This window comes from Paenibacillus crassostreae, assembly GCF_001857945.1.
In the GTDB taxonomy this organism is placed as follows: domain Bacteria; phylum Bacillota; class Bacilli; order Paenibacillales; family Paenibacillaceae; genus Paenibacillus_AQ; species Paenibacillus_AQ crassostreae.
This window is the reverse complement of record NZ_CP017770.1, coordinates 2,657,461-2,677,500: the sequence shown is the minus strand read 5'-3', so window position 1 is coordinate 2,677,500 and position 20,040 is coordinate 2,657,461. Positions and strand designations below refer to the sequence as shown.

14 protein-coding genes and 1 pseudogene are annotated in these 20,040 nt (G+C 41.7%); 4 read left to right on the top strand and 11 right to left on the bottom strand.

Annotation, left to right across the window (positions count from 1 at the left end; all coding sequences use genetic code 11):
* Window positions 1-50 precede the first annotated feature (50 nt).
* The 8 genes from LPB68_RS12460 to LPB68_RS12425 all read right to left on the bottom strand — a co-directional run bounded on the left by LPB68_RS12460 (window position 51) and on the right by LPB68_RS12425 (window position 13,831).
* A complete protein-coding gene (locus LPB68_RS12460) occupies window positions 51-677 on the bottom strand; it encodes a hypothetical protein (RefSeq protein ID WP_068660707.1) in 627 nt (208 codons plus the stop codon).
* 6 nt (window positions 678-683) lie between these two features.
* Complete coding sequence (locus LPB68_RS12455) at window positions 684-3,161, bottom strand: beta-glucosidase family protein (RefSeq protein ID WP_418303804.1); 2,478 nt, start codon at window positions 3,159-3,161, stop codon at window positions 684-686.
* A 168-nt stretch (window positions 3,162-3,329) separates the two neighbouring features.
* Window positions 3,330-4,214: a LysR family transcriptional regulator gene (locus LPB68_RS12450; protein WP_068660711.1), complete on the bottom strand. Its 885-nt coding sequence runs from the start codon at window positions 4,212-4,214 to the stop codon at window positions 3,330-3,332.
* Window positions 4,207-6,660 carry a beta-glucosidase family protein gene (locus LPB68_RS12445; protein ID WP_068660713.1) on the bottom strand — a complete coding sequence of 818 codons (2,454 nt, stop codon included), beginning with the start codon at window positions 6,658-6,660 and terminating at the stop codon, window positions 4,207-4,209. The genes LPB68_RS12450 and LPB68_RS12445 overlap by 8 nt, the downstream gene beginning before the upstream one ends.
* Before the next feature lie 115 nt (window positions 6,661-6,775).
* A complete protein-coding gene (locus LPB68_RS12440) occupies window positions 6,776-7,792 on the bottom strand; it encodes a glycosyltransferase family 2 protein (protein WP_068660715.1) in 1,017 nt (338 codons plus the stop codon).
* A 26-nt stretch (window positions 7,793-7,818) separates the two neighbouring features.
* Window positions 7,819-8,436, bottom strand: a complete 618-nt coding sequence (locus LPB68_RS12435; protein ID WP_232510294.1) for a hypothetical protein — start codon at window positions 8,434-8,436, stop codon at window positions 7,819-7,821.
* A 30-nt stretch (window positions 8,437-8,466) separates the two neighbouring features.
* The gene (locus LPB68_RS12430; protein WP_068660717.1) at window positions 8,467-10,890 is read right to left on the bottom strand and encodes a beta-glucosidase; all 2,424 of its coding nucleotides are present in this window, start codon (window positions 10,888-10,890) and stop codon (window positions 8,467-8,469) included.
* Between the two features lie 79 nt (window positions 10,891-10,969).
* Complete coding sequence (locus LPB68_RS12425) at window positions 10,970-13,831, bottom strand: glycoside hydrolase family 3 N-terminal domain-containing protein (protein WP_068660719.1); 2,862 nt, start codon at window positions 13,829-13,831, stop codon at window positions 10,970-10,972.
* Between the two features lie 282 nt (window positions 13,832-14,113).
* Here LPB68_RS12425 and glf point away from each other — a divergent pair, with 282 nt between their 5' ends.
* A complete protein-coding gene (gene glf, locus LPB68_RS12420) occupies window positions 14,114-15,214 on the top strand; it encodes a UDP-galactopyranose mutase (protein WP_068660722.1) in 1,101 nt (366 codons plus the stop codon).
* Window positions 15,215-15,316: 102 nt separating this feature from the next.
* Here glf and LPB68_RS12415 read toward each other — a convergent pair whose 3' ends face one another.
* The 3 genes and pseudogenes from LPB68_RS12415 to LPB68_RS12410 all read right to left on the bottom strand — a co-directional run bounded on the left by LPB68_RS12415 (window position 15,317) and on the right by LPB68_RS12410 (window position 16,632).
* Window positions 15,317-15,751, bottom strand: a complete 435-nt coding sequence (locus LPB68_RS12415; RefSeq protein ID WP_068660724.1) for a glycoside hydrolase family protein — start codon at window positions 15,749-15,751, stop codon at window positions 15,317-15,319.
* 153 nt (window positions 15,752-15,904) lie between these two features.
* A pseudogene (locus LPB68_RS22325) lies at window positions 15,905-16,033 on the bottom strand (HTH domain-containing protein); the annotation flags it as partial.
* 35 nt (window positions 16,034-16,068) lie between these two features.
* Window positions 16,069-16,632 carry a TetR/AcrR family transcriptional regulator gene (locus LPB68_RS12410; protein WP_068660726.1) on the bottom strand — a complete coding sequence of 188 codons (564 nt, stop codon included), beginning with the start codon at window positions 16,630-16,632 and terminating at the stop codon, window positions 16,069-16,071.
* Window positions 16,633-16,801: 169 nt separating this feature from the next.
* Between LPB68_RS12410 and LPB68_RS12405 the strand changes: the two genes are divergently transcribed.
* The 3 genes from LPB68_RS12405 to LPB68_RS12395 all read left to right on the top strand — a co-directional run bounded on the left by LPB68_RS12405 (window position 16,802) and on the right by LPB68_RS12395 (window position 19,957).
* Entirely contained in the window at window positions 16,802-17,767 is a 966-nt protein-coding gene (locus LPB68_RS12405; RefSeq protein WP_068660728.1) for an SDR family NAD(P)-dependent oxidoreductase, read from the top strand.
* 614 nt (window positions 17,768-18,381) lie between these two features.
* Entirely contained in the window at window positions 18,382-19,326 is a 945-nt protein-coding gene (locus LPB68_RS12400; RefSeq protein WP_232510295.1) for a sensor histidine kinase, read from the top strand.
* Window positions 19,313-19,957, top strand: coding sequence for a response regulator transcription factor (locus tag LPB68_RS12395; protein WP_068660732.1), 645 nt, complete (start codon window positions 19,313-19,315; stop codon window positions 19,955-19,957). Before LPB68_RS12400 ends, LPB68_RS12395 begins: the two co-directional genes overlap by 14 nt.
* Window positions 19,958-20,040: the final 83 nt, after the last annotated feature.

Sequence of the window (20,040 nt, the reverse complement as noted above, 5' to 3'; positions counted from 1 at the left end):
ATATATCTTTTCACATACGCTCAAGTCAGCATGTCTCATCGAGGTAATTGTTATTTGGCTGGCTCTTGTTTGAAAATGATTTTAAATATCGGATAGAATACCCAGAAGGAAATCATAGCATTGATCATCATTGTAATAACGTCTGCTAATGCTTCACCAGTTGAACCCATTTCCCATGTATTCATTAGTAAGTTATATACAGGGGCTTTATAGAATCCTTGAGCAGCGGCAGCACCGATGGTTATTACAATATAAGCAAGTACATACCAAAAAGCAGCCAGCCAAATGTTACTGTTTGATTTAAATGTAATATTTCTCTGTGCGAAAAAATTAATAATCTGTGCGAATCCAATCGTTATTTGCACGGCGAGGAAATAGGCCAGCCCACCTCCGCCCCCGGATGCCAGTGAACCTGCTACATAATCGAATAGATAATACACACTTCCATCAAAGTTATGCCCGAATTGGAGAACTTGAAGACTTGTATTTACTAAAGCTGTTTGTGCGAATAAGAGTTTAAGTAAAGGCATTAAAATAAGTTGTAATATCGTCATTCCAGTACTCAGCAGAAAGAATACGATGAATTGTGCAATATTAGGATGTTTCTCCTTGTAGTTATTCCAAAAACCTAATTTCCCTGCAGCTTTTTTCTCATAGTTGATATTTAAATCACTCATTCTATTCTATATCTCCTTTGTCGCTACCGCTTTAGTCTTTATTACCTTGGCTACTTTCACCTTGTTACTTCTTTCCTTCAATACATGATTCAAACCTTTGAAGAAATGACTATTGACCATCATCAAGATCCCATCTAACATCGGCATATTCAGAACACCACCTGTCATTCTTGCAATTCCCCTAAATGGCATATGATAGACAGACATCATGATGATATTAGCTGTGCTTCTCTTTCCTATCTTTATTAAGAACCAGTGTGCAAAAACCATGACATAATAGGCCAATCTTGCAGATCCTCCCTTGGCATATCGGCACTGGGCAATCGTGTCGTTGTAGCCAAGTGGTATGGATCGATCCCATTTGGCTACAAGTACTTTATATCCAATTAGGCTTTCAAATTCTTCTACCGCAACATCGTTTGCTTTACCGGAGTAATAAGTTGGAAGTTGGTCTTTATCATATGGAAGTGGCGCCCCAGTACCTTCAACAACAATCGTATCTATCAATCGGATATCCGCACTTGATGCACCCAAGATGATTTCATATTCAGCTTCTTCTATTTCCCATTGATTACTCTTCACATTGAAATAACGGAACGTCTTATCGTCAAAAGCAATCGTTAACGTCTTCGTTTCACCCGCATTTATAAATACCTTAGCAAATCCTTTTAACTCCTTCTTAGCTCTGAAAATATCATCGGATTTACAACCTACGTACAACTGTGCAATCTCCATTCCGGCAACATTCCCGGTATTGGTCAATTTAAATGTGACTTCATCCTTCGTAACTTGAATGTCTGAGTACTCAAAAGTGGTATAACTGAGTCCATATCCAAACGGGAAAAGAACATCTTTATTTGTTGTATCATAATAGCGATAACCAATATAAATACTTTCTCGATATTCTACGCTAACCTCTTTACCCGGAAAATGGTGATAGGAAGGTGTATCCTCGTACTGCAACGGATAGGTCTCGGCCAATTTTCCTGAAGGATTCACTTCACCCGTCAAGACGCGAAGAATGGCGCTTGCTCCTGCCTGTCCCGCTAAATATCCATGGACTAATCCTTTCACCTTATCCAACCAAGGCATTTCTACTACGGAACCACAAGAGAGAATCGCCACAATATTCGGATTCACTTTATACAAAGAGTTTAATAGTTGAATCTGATTATCAGGAATCTTCAAGCTTGGTCGATCTAGTCCTTCAGCTTCTGTAACTTCATCTAAACCCATATAGAAAAGAACAACATCTGACTCTTTTGCAAGCGTGCATGCTTTATCCATTTTTGTCGTATTTTTCTTACCGTAACGTTCAAAACCGGGCTCATATCCAATATTAATTATTCCCGATTGGTCGAAACCATCTAATACATTATCCAATTTTGTTGGATTTACAATCGAGGACCCAGCTCCTTGGTACCGTGGTTCCTTAGCAAAATCTCCAATTACAGCAACTTTCACACCCTTATTAAGGGGTAATATATTGCCTTCATTTTTAAGAAGGACGATGGACTCTTCAGCAGCACGCTGTGCTACCTTGTGATGCTCCTCCATATCAAACTCTTGTTGAGAATTCGTATGAACTTCCTCTGTTGCAAATATAAGCTCAAGTAATCGATCTACACACTCATCCAACACATCTTCTTTGATTTTCCCACTTTGAATAGCCTGAATAATTTCTTCATTGGTCTCACCAGCGGTTGTTGGCATTTCCAATTCGTTACCCGCGACTAAGCCTGCTACACGATCATTACTTCCGCCCCAATCCGTAACAACAACCCCATCGAAATCCCATTCATCACGTAGAATTTCCTTCATCAAATGGATGTTTTCATTGGTGTAACTTCCATTTAACTGATTATAGGAAGACATCACCGTCTTCGTCTTCCCTTCCTTAATAGCAATTTCAAATGCAGTCAGATAAATTTCTCGAAGCGTTCTTTCATCGACAATGGTATCTATCGACATACGTCTTTCTTCCTGATTGTTCACCGCAAAATGCTTCACACAAGCAGCAATTCCATGGGATTGGATGCCTCGAATATAACCAGCAGCCATTTTACCAGCGAGATAGGGATCTTCGCTGAAATATTCGAAGTTTCTTCCGCATAGTGGGTTTCTCTTCATATTAATGCCCGGTCCTAAGAGAACGTCGACCTTCTGCACAACAGCCTCTTTCCCAAGATAATCTCCTATTTGTTCTCCTAGTTCTACACTCCAGCTATTAGCTATGGTTGCAGCTGTTGGGAAACAGGTCGCTGGTATACTCGCATTCAGACCCAGATGGTCTGCTGCTTCCGCCTGTTTTCTAATTCCATGGGGTCCATCTGAAAGAAACATGCTGCGGATTCCAAGCCGCTCTATGTTTTGCGTTTGCCAGAAATCTTTCCCTGACATGAAAGACGCCTTCTCTTCTAAAGTCATTTTTCCAATGAGATCTTTATATTTCATCTTAGATTCCTCTTTTTGTTTTATTCTCAACTGATGTAAATTCTGTCTACGCTTTCATTTGCAAGTACATGTTTGCAGTAATCTAAATCTAACCCCTATCACACAAATTCTCCATCAACGAAATAGTTAGAGGGGGTAACTATTCGTTTAACGCATAGAAAAAAGCCATTTTGATGGAGTTATTGACATCAAAACGACTTATTTTTTTTCAAGAATATATTCTTTCACGTAACTTCGGAATAACGAAACTGCCTTAGACTGAATATCTCTTTTTCTGCTGATCAAGTAAATATTTTGAGGGATTTTCTCTATTAATCTTATGGTTTTTAACTTTTCATTGTGATATGACTTTTCAACAAGATCTACTGAAATAGCAACATATCCATTCTCTTCACATAGGATGTGTGCCGTTGATATATTTCCAAATTCATGAACAATATGAGGTGTGAATCCATAGTCTAGGCACTTATCCACCAAATTATGTTCTTTACCTTTTTCCACAGATTTGATGACCAATTGTTCATTTTTTAATTCTTTGATCGAAATTTCATCTTTAGCTGCTAATGGATGCTTTTTAGACACTACGATCACAACTTCACCGGGCTGAATCAGCTCATATTCACAGTTATCAATTTCTTGCTCACCCAATACAATCCCAATATCAAATTCTTCTTGAAATATTCTACCCAGAGGATACTCATCCGGAAATTCTCTTAGTTTCATCTGGAATTCGGAATATATACTTGTGAATCTAAACAACATGTCTGGAGGTACTGTAGATGTTGTCGAAAAAGTTGTCATCACACTTAAAGTACCTTTGCCCCCGCTCATAATATCAATTTCTTTTTTGATGTCATCCATTAGATAACAGATATGTTTGGCTCGGGCATATAGTAACTCTCCACAGGCGGTAGCTTCCATTCCATGTGGACCTCTGGAGAATAATTCTGCTTCCAAGTCCATTTCCAGCTGTTTTATAGTCTTACTTAAACCTTGTGGAGTAATAAATAAGTCTTTGGCTGCCGAAGTAACACTTTTCTTTTCATACACTTTGATGAAGCATTCTAATCCGTCTTTATTCATACTTTTTTCCTACTAACATTGCTAGTTTCTTTACATTCTTGCGATCCATAAGCATCTTGCTTCTTTCCTTTAACACATGTCTCAAGCCTTTGAAGAAATGACCATTGACCATCATCAGAATCCCATCTAACATAGCCATATTCGCAACGCCGCCTGTCATTCTTGCAATACCCCTGAACGGCATATGATAGATTGACATCATAATCAGATTAGCAGTTTCCCTTTTTCCAATTTTTCTTAAATACCAATGGGCAAAAACTACGACATGATAGGATATTCTTGCAAATCCCCCCTTTGCATACTGGCATTGAGCGATTGTATCGTTGTAACCAAGTGGTTTGGTTCGATCCCATGTAGGAACAGGCACTTTATATCCAATTAAGTTTTCGAATTCTTCTACAGTAACATCGTTTGTCTTTCCAGAATAATAGGATGGAAGTTTAGACTTATCATATGGAAGTGGTGCTCCTGTACCTTTCACCAAGATGGTATCCATCAATCTGATATCCACACTAGAAGAACCAACCATCACATTATATTCCGCTTCTTCTATTTCCCAACTGTTTGTCTTCACATTGAAATAACGAAATGTCTTATCGTCAAAAGGGATCGTAACCGTCTTGGTTTCACCCGCATTGATAAATACCTTTACGAATCCTTTTAATTCCCTTTTCGGTCTGAAAATCTTATCAGATTTACATCCAATGTATAGCTGTGAAATTTCCATCCCTGCAACTCTTCCTGAATTTGTTAACTTCAGCGTTACTCCGTCCCTCGTCACTTGGATATCCGAGTATTCGAAAGTTGTATAACTAAGCCCATATCCAAATGGGAAAAGCACATCAATATTCGCAGTATCGTAATAACGATAGCCAATATAAATACTTTCTCTATACTCTACACTGGCTTCCTTACCTGAAAAATGGAGAAAAGAGGGTGTATCCTCATAACGAACAGGGTATGTTTCTGCTAATTTACCTGAAGGGTTTACATCACCTGACAAAACTCTAAGGATCGATCTTGCTCCTGCCTGTCCACCTAAATATCCATGTACTAACCCTTTTACTTTATCAATCCATGGCATTTCTACTGCGGTACCACAAGAAAGAATCGCCACAATATTAGGATTCACTTTATACAAGGCGTTTAATAAATCAATTTGGTTCTTGGGAATTTTCATACTTTGCCTATCGAGTCCGTCTGCCTCTGTCACTTCATCCAGACCAATATATAATAGAACGACATCTGCTTTTTCTGCTAATGCACATGCATGATTTACTTTTTCCCCATTGTTCTTTCCATAACGTTCAAAACCAGGCTCATACCCTATGCTGATAATTCCTGATTCTTCAAAACAATTCAAAGTATGATCCAGAATGGTTGGGTTAACAATGGAAGATCCCGCACCTTGGTATCGTGCGTCTTTAGCAAAATCGCCTATGACAGCCACTTTTTTCCCGAATCGAAGCGGCAATATATTGTCTTCATTTTTGAGAAGGACGATGGACTCTTCTGCTGCCTTCTGTGCTACTCTATGATGCTTCTCTATATCAAACTCTACATGATGTTTCTTATAAGCTTCCTCTGTTGTAAATATAAGTTCAAGTAATCGATCTACACATGCATCTAATACTTCTTCTTTGATTTTGCCACTATGAATGGCCTCAATAATTTCTCGATCCGTCTCTCCGGCAGTTGTCGGCATTTCTAACTCATTCCCAGCTAGCAACCCAGCCACACGATCATTGCTTCCGCCCCAATCTGTGACCACAACCCCTTTATAATCCCATTCACGACGTAAGATATCTTGCATCAAATGCATGTTTTCATTGGTGTAAGTCCCGTTCAATTTATTATAGGAAGTCATGATCGTCATCGTATTACCTTCCTTAACTGCAATTTCAAAAGCAGTCAGATAGATTTCCCGAAGCGTCCTTTCATCAACGATTGTATCAATCGACATCCGTCTTTCTTCCTGATTATTCACAGCAAAATGCTTCACACAAGCTGAAATCCCATGGGATTGAACCCCTCTGATATAACCAGCAGCCATTTTACCAGCAAGATATGGATCTTCGCTGAAATACTCGAAGTTTCTTCCGCATAGGGGGTTTCTCTTCATGTTCACACCAGGTCCCAAGAGAACATTAACTTTCTGTGCGACAGCCTCTTCCCCAAGATACTCTCCAATTTTTTCTCCTAGTTCTACATTCCAGCTATTCGCTACGGTAGCAGCTGTTGGAAAACAAGTTGCTGGAATACCTGCATTAAGACCCAACTTATCTGACGCTACCGCCTGCTTTCTAATTCCATGGGGACCATCAGCAAGAAACATACTGCTGATTCCAAGCCGATCTATGTTTTGCGTTTGCCAGTAATCTTTGCCTGACATTAAAGAAGCTTTCTCTTCTAAAGTCAATTCTTTAATTAAATCTTTATATTTCATCTTCGATTCCTCTTTTTATAATTTAAACGGTACCCCTAAAGGAGTACCGCCGAAACCACTTATAATTTACTGTTATTGTACAAAAAATAACGATATAAATCTATCGTGGGTTATATTAATTAAATCCGATAATTTTTTGTGATACCTTGTATGCACCTATTGAAATGCTACGACCGAATCGTCCCGGTAGATGAATAAGATTTCCTAGTAAGCCATATCTTAGTTGATGATACAATACCGAGTCTCTTTCTTTGATATATTGCAATAATTCTTTTTTCTTCTGTAGATTTCCCTTGGTTCCAGAGCGAATTAATAAAATCGCAGATATGACGGTGACGATTTCCAAATGATGAAGTAGGTACCTTCTCAGCTTAGCGTTTCCGATCTCTTCGTGCCGTACTTCCTCGATCATGAGCTTGTTTACTTTTACTTGTTGATCGATACGAGCGATCATCACGCTCTCGTTCACCGACTGATCCTCTCTGCCGATAAAATAACGATAGAAATCGACGTTCAGATAATAGATCTTCTCGACATACGCAAGCGGTTTATATACATATAAGTTATCTACATAGAATGTGTGCTTCGGAAGCTCTAACCGGCAATCCCTCAACAACTGCGTTCTATATATAATGGAATGCATCATTAGATACTGACCTTTGCCGAAATACTCCGTATCATCCCAACTGAATATGACATTCTCCGGTAGAACATCTTCATACTTCATTACTTTCTTGTACTTTGTGCCTTCTTTCTCGTACACAAAATTGCTGATAATCATGTCAACGGGGTTGTTCTCCTCGACGAAGCCTCGTAAAGTTCGTAGCACTTGTTCATAGGCTTTAATGTCCACCCAGTCGTCGCTATCAACCACCTTAAAGAACATCCCGGTTGCATTTCGAATGCCTGCATTCACAGCTTCTCCATGTCCACCGTTCTTCTGATGGATCACTTTCACGATCGTCGGAAATTTTCTGGCATAATCATCGGCAATTTCCGCCGTTTCATCAACAGACCCATCGTTAATGATTAGAAGCTCGACTTCTTCACTTCCGGGTAAGAGAGACTCGATACAAACTCTCATATATTCTTGAGAATTATAGCAAGGAATGACTACTGATAATAATTTCATACTTACACAACCTTTGCTTGTATTCACTACTTTTGCTTGAATATAATTTTTAGAATCGGGAAGAAAATCCAGAAGGAAATCGCACTATTAATAATCATTGTGATGAGGTCTGCAGTCGTTTCACCAACGGAACCCATCCCCCATGTGTTCATGAATAAGTCGTAGATCGGAGCTTTGTAGAATCCTTGAGCAGCAGCAGCACCAATGGTAATCAGCAGATACGCAATGAGATACCAAAAGGCCGCCTTCCAGACGTTTCCGCCAGACTTGAACGTAATGCTTCGCTGTGCAAAGAAATTAATGACCTGAGCAATCCCGATCGTGATTTGAACCGCGAGGAAGTAGGCAAGTCCTCCTCCTCCACTGGCGGATATAGCACCTGAAGCATAATCGAATACATAATAAGGACTTTCATCGAAATTTTGTCCGAGTCGTAAAATTTGAAAACTAGTATCTATCAGCAAAGTCTGCTCAAACATCTTCTTAAATGCAGGCATCAACACCAGCTGCAATACGGTGATTCCGTTGCTTAGCATGAAAAAAACAAGAAATTGTGCTATATTCGGATGCTTCTCCTTGTATCTTGTCCAGAGTCCTACCGGTCCTGAAATCATTCTTTTAAAACTTGCGTTTATGTTACTCATATTACCCTCCTCTTGCCGCGGGATCTAGTGTTACTTCTTACCTTTGGTTCTCCGTGCCAGCTTCTTTCTTTCCTTAACGAGATGACGTACACCCTTTAGGAATTGTCCGTTTACAATCATTAGGATCCCATCCAGCATCGGCATATTGATAGCGCCGCCCGTCATTCGAGCTACACCTCTGAAGGGCATATGATAGACGGACATCATAATCAGATTCGCCAGTTCGCGCTTACCGATTTTTTTCAACAACCAATAGGAAAAAGAAAGCAGCCGGAAGGCCAATCTTGCCAATCCACCTTTTGCATACTGGCATTGAGCTATCGTATCGTTGTACCCGAGCAACTTCGTACGATCCCAAGTGGATACTGGCACTTTACGGCCGATCAAAGCTTCAAATTCATCTATGCCCACCTGATTGATTTTTCCCGAATAATATGTCTGCAGTTTCTCCTCCTCATAAGGAAGCGGTGCTCCCGTCCCTTTCACGAACAAGGGTTCTTTCAATTTAATGTCCGTGATGGATGCTCCGATCATCACTGAATAGTCTGCTTCTTCAACTTCCCACTTGTTCGTCTGCACATTGAAATAACGGAACGTTTTGTCGTCAAAAGGAATATTCACAACTTTCTTTTCGCCTTCACACAAGAACACCTTTACAAAACCCTTCAATTCCTTGTTCGGTCTAAAAATCGAACCGGATTGGCATCCGACGTACAGTTGCGCAATTTCCGATCCATCCCTATTTCCCGTATTCGTTATGGAAAAGCTTACACCATCCTTACCAACCTCAAGATCGGAGTATTCGAATGTTGTATAACTAAGACCATATCCGAAAGGAAAACGAACGTTTATATTTGCGGTGTCATAATAGCGATACCCAATAAACAACCCTTCCCGATACTCTACACTGACTTCCTTCCCCGGGAAATACCGATAAGCAGGTGTATCTTCGTAACGAAGAGGGTACGTCTCGGCCAGTTTTCCCGAAGGATTCGTCTCACCGGACAATATGCGAAGCACTGCCTTCGCTCCTGCTTGGCCACTCAAATAGGCATGCAGCAATCCTTTTACTTTATCGATCCAAGGCATTTCGACAACTGATCCGCAGGAGAGGATCGCAATAATATTCGGATTCACACGGTGTAGGGCATCTAACAAATGTATTTGATTCTGAGGAATCATCGCATTGGGCCGATCTAATCCTTCCGCTTCAGTCGCCTCGTCTAAACCTATATATAGTAGAATCACTTCGGACTTTTTGGCCAGCTCGCATGCTTCCTCTACTTTTTTCCTATTTTGTTTACCGTAACGTTCATAACCAGGTTCGTAACCTACGATGGCAAATCCTGACTCCCCTAACACATCTAGCGTTTGATCTAATTTGGTCGGATTAACGATCGAGGAACCAGCGCCTTGATATCGCGCATTCTTGGCGAAATCGCCGATAATAGCAGCTTTAACGCCTTTCTTCAGCGGTAAAATATGACTTTCATTCTTAAGTAGTACAATAGATTCTTCCGCAACCTTCTGCGCTACGCGGTGATGTTCTTCAATATCGAACTCTTGTTTATACGGCTTCGAGTATACTTGTTCTGTCGTAAATATAAGGTCAAGCAGTCTATCTACGCTTACATCCAACACTTCTTCCTTGATCTTTCCACTTTTGACGGCCTCGATAATTTCCTGATCCGTCTCCCCTGCCGTTGTTGGCATCTCAAGTTCATTGCCAGCTAACAGCCCTGCAACACGATCATTGCTTCCGCCCCAATCCGTCACGACAACGCCTTGATAATTCCACTCTTCGCGCAGGATTTCCTGCATAAGATGTATATTTTCATTGGTATGGACGCCGTTCAACATATTGTAAGCGGACATAACCGTCTTCGAATTTCCTTCTTTGATCGCAATTTCGAATGCCGTGAGATAAATTTCCCGTAGCGTTCTTTCATCGACGATGGTATCAATCACCATCCGTCTTTCTTCCTGATTGTTTACGGCAAAATGCTTCACACACGCAGATATACCATGCGACTGAATTCCGCGGATCATCCCTGCCGCCATTTTCCCAGCAAGGTATGGATCTTCACTGAAATACTCGAAGTTTCTGCCGGCTAGCGGGCTTCTCTTCATATTGATTCCGGGGCCCAGCAGCACATTTACCTTCTGAGCAACAGCTTCAATTCCTAGATATTCCCCCATGGTTTCCATCAGCTGTTGATTCCAGCTATTGGCTACCGTAGCGGCTGTCGGAAAACATGTCGCTGGAAGGCTCTCATTCAGACCGAGATGGTCTGCTGCTTCCGCTTGTTTTCGTATGCCATGCGGTCCGTCCGCAAGAAAAATGTTGTTAATGCCAAAGCGCTGAATATCTTCTGTTTGCCAGAAATCCTTCCCTGACATTAATGATGCCTTTTCCTCTAACGTCATTTTATTGATCAATTCATTGTATTTCATCGTATGGTCCTCATTTTTATTTTGGCGGTACCCCTACGGAGTACCGCCAAATTTATTTTTATAGAGTTCGGTTCAGTCCTTACGCCACTTCTTGTGCGTCAGGTTTACGCTTCCGGAAGATAAAGTAGAAGCCTGTAATAATCCCTAGTGCCAGAAGAACGTCAACGATGATCGTGATGACAACCCATTGAGGCATATCCGTACTGATCCCGTTCTCCATACCGTTACTGTTGGCCACGGTGTACAGTACATTATGCGCATTGTCTCTCATCGCCCATAATGTATCATTGCTGTCTGCGTTGATTTCTGGTACGCCGAACGGCGCAACACCAGTAAGCAGAATATCATTCCCTGCCCGGAAAGCAAGATCAGCGATCATGTAAGGATAAGAAACGTTAATAAAGAAGTCTGTATTTACAATTCCTTTAAAGCCCCACTCATTACGAAGCACTTCTTTCAGCAGAGCTGGGCTTGCGCCAGCCCAAGTATTACCGATACTGTTGAATCCAGACATAGCTCCTTGAGCGCCGCCTTCTTTCACCGCATACTCGAACCCTTTCAGGTAGATTTCGCGGATCGCTTGCTCATTGCTCCAGGTCAGAACGCCCTTCACTCGGTTAATTTCTTGATCATTGAGTGCAAAGTGCTTCATGTAGGCGAATCCGCCATGGCTTTGATAGCCCTTCGTAACTTCGGCAGCAAACTTTCCTGAGAGTAGACCGTCTTCAGAGTAATACTCGAAGTTTCTACCGCCGAAAGCGGAACGGTGGATGTTAACGCCTGGCGCATACCAGCCGCTCACATTATATGCTACAGCCTCAGCTCCTACCGCATCGCCCATTGCCTCTCCAAGCTCAATGTTCCAAGTTTGAGCAAGCATTGTCTCTGAAGGGAAAGCAACCCCTGACATTGGATCCTTAGACAGAAGCGCGCTGATGCCTGCAGGTCCATCGTAATCAACTGTAGCCGGTTTACCTACGGATGCCAATTCAAGCGTCCGATAGCCGCCTAATGTTCCGAGCGAAACGAGTTCTTGCACTGTTAATTGGTCAAGCATTTCATTCCAGCTCTCGTCGTTGTAATCAACGCCGACGTAGTCGCTTAACATCTTCCCGTTAGCTACACCCGTTGTTGGCGCATTCTCCTGCTCGTCGGCAGGAATGTCATATCGCTTACTGTTGATGTAATCCACGAATGCAGCGTCTACAACCTTACCTCTTACTTGTTCCGTCGCGCCCTCAGCAGCATTCACCGTATAGGTATCACTCGTATTCAGGACATCCATATTAGCAAAGCCGTTTGCCCGTGATAAGTAAGCCTCAATACTTCCTTGGCCAGTTACTAAATCGTCAAATTGGTTGACGGATGCCTGTTGATCGCTAGAGCGACCGGTGGAGTCGTATACGACCTGAGCCAGCGTCTTGGAGCCAGCATCAGCAATTTTGTCATGTGAATTTTTCATAAGCATTAACTGATATTCGCCTTGCTCAAGCACATAAGAACCTGTGCTGCTGTATACTTTGTTGTCATCGTAAGATGCCATATCTTCAACCTTGAACGTAAGCTTCACTGTCTCCGATTCGCCCGGTTTCAACGAGTCTGTTTTTGTGAATGCGGCAAGCTCAATGGAAGACTTCTCAATTTGCCCAGTGAATGGAGCGGAATAATAAAGCTGAACGACTTCCTTTCCGTCAACCGAGCCGGTGTTCGTCACTTTAACGTCGACCGAGATATCAGTTTCGTTCCAAGTCAAGCTGTTCGGCACCACTTCTTGTGCGAACGTTGTATAGCTTAAACCGTGACCGAATGGGAAGTGAACTTTCTCGTCATAGTTGATTGCGCCCTCAGAAGCAGCGGTCTCATAATAACGGTAGCCTACAAAAATCCCCTCGGCGTAATTAACATACGTTAGTGGAACATTATTTTTGTCGACAGCTGCAGAGTAGGAACCATCGCCGTTGTCGATGACGTATCTAAAATCCCCGAAGTTCTGCATAGCCGGTGCGTCCAGAACATCCGTCGCAAACAGATCAACCGTTTTTCCGGATGGATTAAGCTCACCGGACAATACTTTACCAAGCGAAGCGAATCCTGTCTGACCTGGTCCTGCAACCGTCACGATACTCTTAATTTGGCTGTAATCGTTGACCCATTCCAGTTCGAATGTATTTGATCCGTTTACAATCAGTAGAATCTTGTCGAATTGCTTCGTAACGGCATCGATCATACCTAGTTCACGATTACTTAACTCCAGGTAATGCTTGTTCGGGTCTAAATCGTCCGAATTACCGAATCGTTCCCCGCTTGGACCCATTGTACTTCCATTCGGATCATAGGTGTCAGGGCCGTCTAATACAGCCGGAAGGTCTTTACCTTCGCCACCTGCACGGGCAAGGAAGATAACAGCGGTATCCGAGAACTCAGTTGCCTGCTTCATTCTCTCCTCAGTGTAGAACTCGGACGCCACAGGTTCTGGAATCGTCCAATCATATCCCTCGATTCCTGATACCGGTCTTTCGATTCCAGTAGCGATGTAATCATTATATAACTGCTCGTTCACCTCGAACCCAGCCGCTTCTAAGCCAGCTCTCGGCGTTACAGCCGTCGATGCGTCCGCCGCACCGGATCCCGACCCCAAGTATACAGGCGCCGTAAAGCTCCATCCGAACACGTTCACTTTCTTGTTTGTCGTTATCGGCAGCATGTTGTCATTGTTCTGAAGAAGGACAAGTCCTTCATCCGTGATCTGCTGTGACACCTCTTCTGAATGCGCACGAGCATCCTTCGCTTCCGGTGTCGTGATGTCGATCTTGGTGAAATACGCTGTAATGACATCAGAGTAATAAGACAGTGCGACATTACCCCCAACACCGATGATTAGTAAGATGGATAACAATGAACTCATAATAATACGGAATTTTTTCTTTCTTTTTCCTGCCATATCTTTTTGCCCCCCAATATTTGATTTTAAATCGCTTTCATTTTTTTACAATGTAAGGTTAGCGCGCTTTTTCGATTGCAAAGTAAGCATAACGTATCGATGTCGAATGCAAAATCAACGAAAAGTTAGGGGGGGGTAACTTTTGGTTTAGTGTAAGAAAAACGAATGCCTCTTGATTCATTAGTTGCTTCCTTTCTACATTTGCGGGCATAATAGTATCATTCTATTTATCCTTTTCTAAACGAATGGACATATTTATTGCAAATGCAGGAGGAGACCCTTATGTATGATTACTTAATCGTGGGTGCAGGTTTGTTCGGAGCCGTATTCGCTTACGAGGCGAAACAAAGAGGCAAACGTTGTCTTGTTATCGACAAAAGAGACCATATCGGCGGCAACGTATATACCGAAGAGATGGAAGGGATCAACGTCCATAAATACGGCGCACATATCTTCCACACCAACAATAAGAAGATATGGGATTATGTAAACCGTTTTGCGGACTTTAACCGATATACGAACTCTCCGTTGGCGAATTATCAAGGAGAGATTTATAATTTGCCTTTCAACATGAATACCTTCCAGAAATTATGGGGGGTCGTCAAGCCCGATGAAGCGAAACAAATCATTGAGAACCAAAAGAAAGCCGCCGGGGTCACAGAGCCCAGAAATCTTGAGGAGCAGGCGATTTCATTGGTAGGTACCGATATTTATGAAAAACTGATCAAGGGCTACACCGAAAAGCAATGGGGAAGGTCCGCCAAGGATTTACCCAGTTTTATCATTAATCGTCTGCCGGTTAGATTTACCTATGACAATAATTATTTTAATGACCGGTATCAAGGCATACCGATCGGTGGTTACCATGCGATCATTCAGAACATGTTAGATGGCATTGATGTCAGATTGAACATTGATTTCTTTGAGGACCGCGAACAGCTCACGACATCGGCAAAAAAGGTTGTTTTCACAGGAATGATCGATCAATATTACGAATTCAAATACGGGGTCTTAGAATATAGGAGTTTGAAATTTGAAACCAAGGTTATGGATACAGATAACTACCAAGGGAATGCCGTTGTCAATTTTACGGACGCAAAAACGCCCTATACGCGAATCATCGAACATAAACACTTCGAGTTCGGCACCCAAACAAAGACGGTCGTAACTGAAGAGTACCCGATGGAATGGAAACCGGGACTTGAGCCTTATTACCCTATCAATGACGACAAAAACAACCAAATTATCAAGAAATATAAAGAGCTGGCCGACAAGGAATCAAATGTAATTTTCGGTGGCAGGTTAGCTTCGTATAAGTACTATGATATGCATCAAGTGATCGGAGAGGCGTTAACCACCGTCCAGAACGAGTTCAGATCGTAGTTTGTTTTGCCACAACGTATCAAACAAGGGGCAGACTCTGGTAACAATCGATCCCTTGTTTTGCGTTGAGCAACAATTATATGATCTACGCACCCCGTTACTTTAAAAGAAAAGATCGAAAATCCAACAATCCGGAGCCTTCGTAAGTAAAATATAGTGCCTGATTTCCCGGTTCCATATTATTGACATCTGTATGGAAATATGCGATTCATACTCTCCTCTGCCTAATAAAGGGCCATTATTAAGTCCACAACTGGTCATCTCTACCTGAGGAATCGTCCCATCTTCTCTTATCTCGATTGGTTCCGCTAGCCCCTGTCTGGAGTAATGATGGCGATTGGTTTGCCTGTGATAGAACACATACCATTGATCTCCAACCTGGACAATGCTGCCATGATTGTTCCCGGTGTAATTAGTTTCATCTTTATCCGAGCTTCGGCCATTAATCCATAGGTCTCCATTACTTACGATCGTTCCTTCATACACAAACCCACGCGGCATTACCTTTGAATCAGAATCAATCCAGTTATAATGCATAATCCAATATAACTAAAATCCATCGAAGACAATGTTGAAATCTAGGGCATTATACTCTGATTTTATAAAGAATATAGGAAACCATGTCCAATAGTAAGATTGGGATAAGGTAATCCTCGCTCCTCAATACAAAATTCAGCACACCGCTGGCCATAATGCGTCGATATACCGGTACACGGTGCGACTGCTGATCTCCAGACTGTCCGCGATCTGCTCAGCGGTAAGCTTCCTCCCGGATCGCAATATCCAAAGCATGGACAGCATGTTATCCAATTTCTCCATCGGGGGTACCTTCTTTCCTCGCGAAAATGAGTTCCCTAAATAAAAATCAGATCCAGAAAAGATTGGATAAGGTTGATTGGATTATCTAACCCCTTTTCAGCTTCGGAATGCTCGGCAGCATTTAATTCAACCAAACCGTGAATAAATGCGAACATGATTGCAGTTGATTGATTCGGCGATTTGCGGATATTCCCCGCCTTTTCCAGACAGTTTTCTACCACCTCAAATATAATAAAGGCAGAATTGTAAAGGTCGGGATATAGCTCTTTATCCCATTGCTTTTGGAACATCAATTTATAATACTCTTTGTTTGTTATTCCATAATCATAATAAGTGCACAAAATGGCATTCATTAGTCTTCGAGGATCATTTATGTTACCGATTAATTCGCGCATATTGTTGTTTAGCAGCTTAAAATTCTCACCTACGATAACCGCCAGCAGATCCTCTTTGCCTTTAAAATGCCTGTACACCGCACTTCGGGATAAATTCATTTTTTTACCCAAGTCGCGCATATTAAGGGCATCAATTCCTTGTAGCTCAATCATTTCTCTTGTGGTGTAAATCAGCTTTTGTTTTGTGTCATTATTATTTTTCATAACTCGCCTCTGCATAAAGGGATTGATATTAATTATGACTAATTTTATAGCACGACGTTGACACAGTCAACTTTACGGGTATATAATCACTTTATGTTGACAGTGTCAACATAAATAACTTCCTTATTTTCATACAAGGGCAGTTAATCTGAAGGAGAGTGGATGTTGAATGAATTTGCAGAAACAAACGGTTATCATTACAGGCGGGAACTCGGGATTGGGATATGAATGCGCTAAACAAATTGCTAAACATGAAAAAAATTATCATGTGGTGATAGCTTGCCGCAACGCAACTAAAGCCAAAATAGCAGTGGACTCGTTAATCCAAGAAACTAATAATATCAACATAACCTCCTTGGAGCTTGACCTTTCATCTTTGGAATCTATAAGAGATTTTGTAAGCAAGTATTCACAAATGGATTATCCGCCTTTATATGCACTTGTATGCAACGCAGGAGTACAGTTTATCGATAAAACGCATTATACAAAAGATGGGTTTGAAGCTACTTTTGGAGTCAATCATCTTGGGCATTTCCTCTTGGCCAATAGGTTGCTTGGACAAATCACTCAGTCAGGCAGAATCGTGTTAGTCAGCAGCGGAACTCATGATCCATTGAAAAAGACAGGAATGCCTGCACCAGCTTTTGTGGATCCTCAAATGATAGCCTACCCTGACCAAACGAACTCAAACGAAAATATGTCTTTAATGGGCAGACGCCACTACACGACTTCAAAGTTATGTAATTTATATTTCACCTACGAGTTGGCAAATCTTATAAATCAACAAACAGAAACAAATATTACAGTAAATGCTTTCGATCCGGGAATGATGCCAGGCACGGGACTTGCTCAAAGCTACACCCCATTTATGAAATTTGTTTGGAAGTACGTTCTACCTGCTTTAACGTTATTTTACCCGAATGTGAATACTGTACGTCAGTCCGGGAGAGCTTTGGCTTCTCTAGTAACTGATAGCAAGCATAATCAAACAACAGGGAAATATTTCGAAGGTACTAAAGAAATAAAATCCTCCGAACTCTCGTATAACCATGAGAATAGGAAACAGTTATGGAAGGCTAGTGTGGAGTTGTCGAAATTAAATAAAACGGAGACGATTTTTGAAGTAGGATTTTAAATTTACCGATAACAAATCCCGATTCACGATATATACGCCTTCACCTTTGGAGGTATCTAGTACATTGATAGGTAACTTTCTGCGATCAATAAGCCATTGTGCGAAAAAGGCACTCGTATCTGAGTGCCTTACTTCTTTGTCACATTTTATTAACATAAAACTTCAACTGTAAATCCTCCAGGCGTGATACTGTTTACTTGTTCTTCATTCTCCTGCGGAAAACCAATATGGTAACTGTCATATTTATATGATTTAGTTTAACTCTTGGATGACATTGGCTACTTCTAAAACTGTACCGATGGTTTCAATCTTAATCATAACTTCAATACTCTTCCTTTTATTCTTCACCCAAGTATTTAGATTTCCTGTAAGATGATGATATGAAAAAAATATTATCGTTCATGGATTGGGGTATATTCGCTCTTCGTTTATACCATTATATTTTGATGTTGTCCCGGGTTCTGGCAGTAAGTGAGTTTTCAAACCGAACGTTATTAAACGTGATCTGGCTGAGCATAGCCCTTGTCGTCCCTTTGCTGTTCTGGTTTCCTGGGCGGCGGATGAACAAAGCCTGGTTTTGCATACTGGAGCTATTGCTAGGTGGCTCTTATTATGTGAATACTGTCTTCCATCCAGATCTGACTTCAAGAGCAGACTACTTGTTGCCTAGTCTTACAATGGGATACTTATTGACTAAGCAGACGCTATGGATTATTCCCGCAGTTACTTTAATTCCTTTTACCTTTCAGTCTCACTTAAAATCACCTTGGGAACAAACGCTTAGTATCGGAGCAGACAATCTGTTATTCTGCTTCATCGGTATATGGGCAAGCTTCGTAGCCAATGCGTATTATCAGAAAAATGAACTGGTAGCCGAAGTGGAACAGCAAAATAAACTGTTAACCCACTACGCTGCTGAGATTGAGAAGATGACTTTACTTGAAGAGCGCAACCGCATGTCTAAGGAGCTTCATGATACACTGGGTCACTCCTTTATCTCACTCATTATGAGCCTTGATGCTTCCATAGCCCTTATGGATCGCAAACCTGCCGAGGTCAAAGATCGGTTAATTCGTTTAAGAACATTGGCTGAGCAAAATCTGGACGAAATGAGAAATATCGTACACGAAATGGGAGAAGAAGATGAAGAATCTACTCTTATGCAACAGGTTGAGGCGCTTATGGCTAGTTTCCAGGAGCACACTGCAACAGTCCTGACTTTGAATACATTTGGGGCAGCACAACCGATTAGTTTTGAAGTGCGACAAACGATCCTTCGGGTCATCCAGGAGTCTTTTACAAATGCATTAAAGCATGGGAAAGCGTCTCAACTGCATTTGGAGTTTCAATTCTCCGAGTCGATGCTGCAATTATCCATTCAAAATAATGGCAAACCGATTGATAGGCTGGAATATGGCTTCGGCTTGACCTCTATGAAACATCGGGTTGAGCGGCTGGGAGGTCGCCTGTTTGTATCATCCATGGTGGGAACTGCAGCGATCACCGAAGTCAGATGTGAAATTCCGCTGAAAGGAGCGATGCTGCATGGCAAAAATTAAAGTGCTGCTTGCCGATGACCAAGAATTAATTCTGGAGAGTCTACATATCGTACTGTCCATGGAAGAGGATTTAGAAATTGTCGGGTTAGCCAAAAATGGGGAAGAAGCAATCGAAGGCTGTGAGCAGTTTCAGCCCGATATTGTGCTGATGGATATTAATATGCCAGTCATGGATGGGGTTGCAGCAACGGCCATCATTAAAGAACGGATACCTTTAATCAAAGTTATCATGCTGACCTCCTACCGGGAAGTAGAATATGTGTTAGCAGCACTAAGCCATGGAGCAGAAGGTTATCTGCTCAAAGCCATCCATCCCAAGGATCTGGCTGCAGGCATACGGGTGGTACATGCGGGAGGGACTTTAATCACGCAGGAAATGGCAAGTAAAATGATCAAAAACATGAACAATACCACCACCACAAAAAGTAATGAATATGGACTCAGCGCCCGTGAAATAGAAGTACTACATAAGCTGGCTTCTGGCTTGCGCAATCAAGATATAGCTGAGGCGCTGTTTCTTAGCGAAGGAACAGTTAAAAATTACATCTCGACGATTTATTCGAAGCTTAATGTGAGGGGGAGACGGGAGGCCGCCCGTAAAGCCCGAGATTCAGGAATCATGGATCACTAATAAGTCAATATCCAAGAGGCTGGCACTTAGTATAGATGCCGGCTTCTTTTGGCATGGTCATATGATTAAATCATGACAAAAGC

What these genes read in the sequence shown, in the direction of transcription:
- LPB68_RS12415 (WP_068660724.1), bottom strand. Translation starts at nt 15,751, where the DNA reads ATGCATTATAACTGGATTGATTCTGATTCAAAGGTAATGCCGCGTGGG.
- LPB68_RS12435 (WP_232510294.1), bottom strand. Translation starts at nt 8,436, where the DNA reads ATGAGTAACATAAACGCAAGTTTTAAAAGAATGATTTCAGGACCGGTA.
- LPB68_RS12395 (WP_068660732.1), top strand. Translation starts at nt 19,313, where the DNA reads ATGGCAAAAATTAAAGTGCTGCTTGCCGATGACCAAGAATTAATTCTG.
- glf (WP_068660722.1), top strand. Translation starts at nt 14,114, where the DNA reads ATGTATGATTACTTAATCGTGGGTGCAGGTTTGTTCGGAGCCGTATTC.
- LPB68_RS12460 (WP_068660707.1), bottom strand. Translation starts at nt 677, where the DNA reads ATGAGTGATTTAAATATCAACTATGAGAAAAAAGCTGCAGGGAAATTA.
- LPB68_RS12430 (WP_068660717.1), bottom strand. Translation starts at nt 10,890, where the DNA reads ATGAAATACAATGAATTGATCAATAAAATGACGTTAGAGGAAAAGGCA.
- LPB68_RS12425 (WP_068660719.1), bottom strand. Translation starts at nt 13,831, where the DNA reads ATGGCAGGAAAAAGAAAGAAAAAATTCCGTATTATTATGAGTTCATTG.
- LPB68_RS12445 (WP_068660713.1), bottom strand. Translation starts at nt 6,660, where the DNA reads ATGAAATATAAAGATTTAATTAAAGAATTGACTTTAGAAGAGAAAGCT.
- LPB68_RS12450 (WP_068660711.1), bottom strand. Translation starts at nt 4,214, where the DNA reads ATGAATAAAGACGGATTAGAATGCTTCATCAAAGTGTATGAAAAGAAA.
- LPB68_RS12440 (WP_068660715.1), bottom strand. Translation starts at nt 7,792, where the DNA reads ATGAAATTATTATCAGTAGTCATTCCTTGCTATAATTCTCAAGAATAT.
- LPB68_RS12405 (WP_068660728.1), top strand. Translation starts at nt 16,802, where the DNA reads ATGAATTTGCAGAAACAAACGGTTATCATTACAGGCGGGAACTCGGGA.
- LPB68_RS12410 (WP_068660726.1), bottom strand. Translation starts at nt 16,632, where the DNA reads ATGAAAAATAATAATGACACAAAACAAAAGCTGATTTACACCACAAGA.